Raw genomic sequence first — 6,000 nt, forward strand, 5'->3', positions numbered from 1 at the left:
GATTGACACAAAACTTTTCAAATAAAAAAACCCCTTTTAAATAAGGGGTTAAAAGAAATCCATAAGAAATGGAGGTTTTAGTTGAAAGTCGTCATCAAGCCGTTTGATTTCCGATGCCGGTCCTTTTATCATGCCTGCTTCAAAAAGGAAACGGGCACTTCTGGCGCCTAGGAAGAAAGCGGTTAAAGAAGATATGCTGCATTCTATTAGATGGTCAGATGACTTTTCTGGAACGATCTGCACCTGCTGCGAATCGATGCGGAAAGTCTGTTGATTCCACGGTGCCCATTGATCCGTTACCTTAAAGTCAAAGGGAGCTGTTACCCGAGATTTTGGATATTCCCGTAAAAAACCTTCAACGTCAACGATGCGCGCCATACTATAAGGATATATCTCTTGTTTGACCCGAGGTTCGGCAGTTAAAAAATCAAGATCTTCCTCCATCCGTACAGTCAGTTCCGCTTCATTTAGCATCGAATCATGCTGGCAAATAAAATTCCACAAGCCTCTCTGTGCCTCTCTGTTCAAATAAACAAATTCCTCAACTCGCATCGTTTTATTTTTGATGTCATACACAAGATATCCACAGGGCACCCCATCTTCAGAGATGTACATAGCTTTCATTCCATGGATCTTCTCTGTCCAATGCTCCTTTGAACGCTTCATCAGCCCATTATGCTTCGTTCTGTACTGATTATAGATGGCATTCACTGCACCTGTTTCATCCTTTTGAAGCCTTCTCACGTCCCCAGGGGCATCGCCTAGTTTTTGAAACTGTTCTTTAAGGTAAGTCAGGCGTTTTTGATAGAAACAGAGTTCCCAGCCAAATTTGCGGTAAAAGGAGATCAGGAACGGATGCAAAAAGCTGATGGTTTGGTTTCTTTTCTTCATAATCGTTAGAGCGTCTAGAATAAGTTCCTTTACTGTTCCTTTTCTTCTGTATTCAGGCCAGGTTGCTACCCCGGCAATACCTCCCATCTTCATCTCCTGCTCTTCCAGCATGACAGAAAAGGGAATGATGTGAAGCTTAGAAAGGAGTTTCTCTTGTTCTTTGATTCCGATGATGTAATGGTTCTCTAAAGCTTTTACTTTCTCTTCTCGTTCCTCATCACTAAGTTCTTTCTGAAAAGCATATTCAGACATACTGATTACTTCCCGCCAGTCTTCTTTTTCAAGCTTTATTACCTGATACATCTACATTCCCCCTGTTCTAAAAGAAAGCTCCGTACAATCTCCTATCTTATAAAGCATAAAAATAAGACAATAGGTCTAACTCATTTTCACGAAAACGTGTATCAATTTCTGGAAAACATGGTATAATAATTGTAACAGAATGTTCACAAAACAACCACAAAACAGACACAACTCAGTTCCTCTATTTCATTTTTGTAAACGTTATCACAAAATGAAAGGAGACGGGTATGATGGACATGTTTTTCGCTTACTTATTGGTTGCCAGCGCAACGCCTCTCTTTATTTGGCTTGATAACAAAAAAGTCGCACTCTCAGCTATTCCGCCAATCATCTTAATGTGGGTATTCTTCTTCTTTTACGCAACAGAAAGCCTTTCTCCACTAGGACACACTCTCATGATTATCTTGTTTGCCGTCAACGTCATTGTCGCTCATATCGCTGCATTTATCATTTACGGTCTTCCGTATCTTCGCAGAAAGCGAAGCAGCTGAAGACAGCAAAAAACCCTCTTCTCACGAAGAGGGTTTTTGTATTATTCGTTGTGGCCTGAGTGCTCTGAGTGTTTAGCGCCTCCAGGAGGATTTCCGTCCATGTGGTCACCATGGTGATAGTGAGCCGCGAAAATCCAGATGGAGCCAAGTACGATAACGATCGCGCCAAAGAATCCGAACAGCGTGTTTCCGACTTGGATTGTGCCGTTTTCGCTCTCTGTCATGTGCATGAACATGAGAAGCTGCAGCGCCGCCTGAATGAAGGCGAAACCGAAGATAATCCAAAGTTTTGCTGATGAGCTCAGGTCAGTATACACTGCAACCCATAGAGCCAGCAGGGTCAAAACGATAGACAGTGCAAAACCTACAATGTGCTTCCATGGAAAGTGACTGTGTTCAGCAGATTTGTTTGCCATTTTACAGACCCCCCAATCCCATGAGATAGACACCTGTAAAGATGAAAATCCATACAACATCTAAGAAGTGCCAGTACAAGCTTGAGATAAAGATTTTAGATGAAGTTTGCGGAGTTAAGCCGCGTTTCTTCAACTGAATCAGAATTCCTGTAATCCAGAAAATACCGATTGTTACGTGAGTTCCGTGAGTTCCAAGTAAAACAAAGAATCCAGACCAGAACGCACTTGTACTGAGAGCCGCTCCTTCATGTACATAATGGACAAACTCGCTGATCTCGCATCCGACGAAGCCGGCACCGAGAAGAAGAGTGATAATTGTCCAAATGACGACGCCTTTTAAACTTCCGCGGCGCATTTCATGAACAGCGATCCCGCAGGTAAAGCTGCTGATAAGCAGCAAGAACGTCATAATCATTACCAGATTGACTTCAAAAAGTTCGTCTGGCAAGACACCTCCAGCTGTTCTGTTTTTAAGAACGAAGAAGGTTGCAAATAGTGTTGAGAACAACACAATTTCTGCCCCTAAAAAGATCCAAAACCCGAGTATATTAAGTCTGCCGGTTTCAGATTGATATTCCATAGGCGCGTTAGAATTGCCGTGTTCTGCATGTTCCATAACTCACGCCTCCTTATTCGGAAATCTTTCTTTCCGTCTCTTTTATTTCATCAACACTAATGTAGTAGCCGTTGTCGTATTCGAATGAACGCAGAACCATGCAGAGCAGGACTCCGATCAATCCGACTACGCCCATCCAGTACCATTCAAAGACAAGTCCAAAGCCTGCAAGACCGAAGGCAACAGACATAAAGAACGGTCTGCCTGAGTTGCTTGGCATATGGATTTTCTTGAATTTGCTTTCAGGGTATAATTCAGTTTTTTCTTCTTTCAAATGCAGGAATGCATCTTGAGATTTGACTTCAGGAAGCACCGCAAAGTTGTAATGCGGCGGAATCGCAGAAGAAGTCGCCCAATCAAGCGTACGTCCCACACCCCATGAATCTCCGCTGATTTCACGAGTAGAGTAACGGAAGCTGTAGTAGATGTTATAGCAAAGGATTAAGAATCCTACACCCATCATGAAAGCTCCGACAGTTGAGATAAAGTTCAATGTTGTCCAGCCGTCGTTCGGTCCGTATGTGTAAATACGGCGAGGCATGCCTTGAAGCCCCAAGAAATATTGCGGGAAGAAACAAATATTGAACCCGATCATAAAGATCCAGAAGAACCATTTTCCGATTCTTTCGTTCAGCTTGTGGCCGAACATTTTTGGATACCAGAAAATAAATCCGGCGAAACAAGCAAATACAGTACCCGCGATCAGCACATAGTGGAAGTGAGATACAAGGAAGTACGTATTATGGTATTGATAATCCGCTGCTGCCATCGCAAGCATAACCCCTGTAACCCCGCCGATAACGAAGTTAGGAATGAACGCAAGCGCCCACAGCATAGGTGTTGTAAAGCTGATTCGGCCTTTATACATTGTAAAGAGCCAGTTAAAGATTTTAACCCCGGTTGGGATTGAGATTGCCATTGTCGTAATTGAGAAGAATGAGTTAACGGACGCACTGTTCCCCATTGTGAAGAAGTGGTGAGTCCAAACTAAGAAACTCAATACAGAGATGGCGATAATAGAACCAACCATCGCTTTGTAACCAAACAATTGTTTTCTTGCAAAGCTTGAGATGATTTCTGAGAAAATACCAAACGCCGGAAGAATAACGATATATACTTCAGGATGTCCCCAAATCCAGAACAAGTTAGCCCAAAGCATCGGCATACCGCCTGCTTCCAATGTGAAAAAGTGAGCGCCGAACAAACGATCAAATGATAAAAGTGCTAATGCTACTGTAAGTACAGGGAAAGCAAACACGATAATAACCATTGTGATCAGTGTTGTCCATGTGAACATTGGCATACGCATTAATGTCATGCCTTTTGTTCTCATTTTTAAGATTGTTACCATAAAGTTGATCCCTGTCATCAGGGTACCGATACCGGCAATCTGAAGTCCGAGGAGGTAGTAGTTCTCACCCGGCCCAGGGCTCATGTCGTTACTTGCAAGCGGCATATAACTCGTCCAGCCTGCGTTCGGAGAACCTCCGATAACGAAAGAAATATTGAAAAGCATCGCCCCTACAAAGAACGTCCAGAAGCTCAGGTTGTTCAAGTAAGGGAACGCAACGTCGCGGGCACCGATTTGAAGAGGCACAACAACGTTAATAAGACCGATTAAGAACGGCATCGCCATGAAGATGATCATGATTGTACCGTGAGTTGTAAAAATTTCATTATAGTGGTTTGAGTCTAAAAAACTGTTATTCGGAAGCGCTAGCTGGGCACGCATCATCAGACCGTCGACACCGCCGCGGAATAACATTATTACAGCAGATATAATGTACATGATTCCGAGTTTTTTATGGTCAACAGTAGTTATCCATTCAGACCACAGCCATTTCCACTTTTTGAAGTAAGTCAGTACAAAAATAATGGCAATGGTTGAAAGCGCAATGGAAACTTGTGCGCCCAGAATTAATGGGTCACCAGTTACGAAAAATTCGTCCCATTTGAATTTCATGCAGGCTTCCTCCTTTCCTGATCAATATCATTCTTCTGTATCATCAGACTTCTTAAATTCGTTTTTCTTTACGTTTTCAAACGGATCTGTTTTAGAGTGCGGTGAAACGGCTTGATAGCCAAGGCGTTTGCGCGCCTCCATCGCGTACTCAGCGTCTTGTCCGTGATCAACGTATTTCAAGTGAGTAGAAGAGAACGTTAATTCGTCCACATTTTCAGGAAGCATCAATTCATCATACTTCTCTTTTGTCAGCTTAGGAGCCTCGTTCTGAGTCTTTTTCACCCAGCTGTTAAAGTCTTTTTCTGTAACTGCATTCACATCAAACTCTTGGTCTGCAAAATGTTCACCTGTGAAGTTCGCGTTGCGGCCTTCGTAAGTACCCACTTTGTCAGCCTGTAAGTATTGATCCATCAGCATTCCTGCCATCGCATATTTTTGCCCTCCAAGCTGAGGAATCCATAGCGAAGCCATTGAATCTGCAGATGAGATTTTGAACAAGATCGGGCGGTCGACAGGAATGTTTAAGTAGTTGACCGTTTCAATATCCTGTTCAGGGTAGCTGAATACCCATTTCCAGTCTACCGAAGTAGCATAAACAACAAGAGGCTCTTTATCTTTTGTTGCTTCAGGAGCTTTTTCTAACGAATATATCGTCTGTACTGTTGGCACAGAAAGTGCAATGACGATTAAAATTGGGATCACTGTCCAGACTACTTCTAAAAACGTGTTACCGTGAATTTCTGGGTTATAAGATCCATTATCTTTGCCTTTACGGTCGCGGTATTTTACTAAAATAATGGTAAATAGAACAAAGACGACCCCGACGATAAACAGCATAAATCCGATAGATAACAGGATTAAATCACTTTGCTGTTCAGCTACAGGTCCTTTCGGATCTAGTACTGAAGCATTGCTGCATCCCCCAAGGACGAAAACCACAGTTAACAGCGCTAATACAAGCAACGGTTTTAATGCTCTGAACAAGAAGATCACCATCCTTCCTATTGATGTAATAAATCTGAAGTGCATACTTCCTCAAAATCTTTTCTCTACTTTGTTATGCTATCAAAAACTTCACTTATTAGCTTTATTTTTTTATAAACTTCATCCCATTTTCGCTTAAATGTCATAAAATCGACAAAAATTGCTCCAACTTTATTCACATCTATCGCTTAAGATGAAAAGTTTCTAGTTAATTCCGCATATAAGTAAAGAAAAGATGCTAGACAAGGAAAAAATAAATCCTAAGAAAGTTTAACAAAATGAAATTTTTGATTGACCTAAGTTTTTTATTGTGGTAAACCTTTATTTGTCAGAATT

6 protein-coding genes are annotated in these 6,000 nt (G+C 41.9%); 1 reads left to right on the forward strand and 5 read right to left on the reverse strand.

The annotated features are described in order from the left end of the window. Window positions 1–48: 48 nt before the first annotated feature. A complete protein-coding gene (gene eis / locus C1T29_RS22905) occupies window positions 49–1,194 on the reverse strand; it encodes a GNAT family N-acetyltransferase (protein ID WP_095431113.1) in 1,146 nt (381 codons plus the stop codon). Window positions 1,195–1,421: 227 nt separating this feature from the next. Here eis and ywcE point away from each other — a divergent pair, with 227 nt between their 5' ends. Beyond that, on the forward strand, window positions 1,422–1,685 hold the full coding sequence (ywcE, locus tag C1T29_RS22910) for a spore morphogenesis/germination protein YwcE (protein WP_003227411.1): 264 nt from the start codon (window positions 1,422–1,424) through the stop codon (window positions 1,683–1,685). Between the two features lie 41 nt (window positions 1,686–1,726). Here the strand turns inward: ywcE and qoxD are convergent, their stop codons facing one another. From qoxD to qoxA, 4 genes are read right to left on the reverse strand one after another with little or no spacing between them, the layout of a single operon-like run. Then, window positions 1,727–2,101: a cytochrome aa3 quinol oxidase subunit IV gene (gene qoxD, locus C1T29_RS22915; protein WP_014665842.1), complete on the reverse strand. Its 375-nt coding sequence runs from the start codon at window positions 2,099–2,101 to the stop codon at window positions 1,727–1,729. Between the two features lies 1 nt (window position 2,102). Then, the gene (qoxC, locus tag C1T29_RS22920; protein ID WP_069150551.1) at window positions 2,103–2,717 is read right to left on the reverse strand and encodes a cytochrome aa3 quinol oxidase subunit III; all 615 of its coding nucleotides are present in this window, start codon (window positions 2,715–2,717) and stop codon (window positions 2,103–2,105) included. Between the two features lie 13 nt (window positions 2,718–2,730). Beyond that, window positions 2,731–4,680, reverse strand: coding sequence for a cytochrome aa3 quinol oxidase subunit I (gene qoxB, locus C1T29_RS22925; protein ID WP_103749231.1), 1,950 nt, complete (start codon window positions 4,678–4,680; stop codon window positions 2,731–2,733). A gap of 27 nt (window positions 4,681–4,707) precedes the next feature. After that, entirely contained in the window at window positions 4,708–5,673 is a 966-nt protein-coding gene (gene qoxA, locus C1T29_RS22930) for a cytochrome aa3 quinol oxidase subunit II (RefSeq protein ID WP_010886637.1), read from the reverse strand. Window positions 5,674–6,000 lie beyond the last annotated feature (327 nt).

This window comes from Bacillus sp. MBGLi79 (assembly GCF_002953915.1).

Excerpts from the sequence above, each read along its gene's own strand:
- qoxB (WP_103749231.1), bottom strand. The coding sequence starts at position 4,680 with ATGAAATTCAAATGGGACGAATTTTTCGTAACTGGTGACCCATTAATT.
- eis (WP_095431113.1), bottom strand. The coding sequence starts at position 1,194 with ATGTATCAGGTAATAAAGCTTGAAAAAGAAGACTGGCGGGAAGTAATC.
- ywcE (WP_003227411.1), top strand. The coding sequence starts at position 1,422 with ATGATGGACATGTTTTTCGCTTACTTATTGGTTGCCAGCGCAACGCCT.
- qoxC (WP_069150551.1), bottom strand. The coding sequence starts at position 2,717 with ATGGAACATGCAGAACACGGCAATTCTAACGCGCCTATGGAATATCAA.
- qoxD (WP_014665842.1), bottom strand. The coding sequence starts at position 2,101 with ATGGCAAACAAATCTGCTGAACACAGTCACTTTCCATGGAAGCACATT.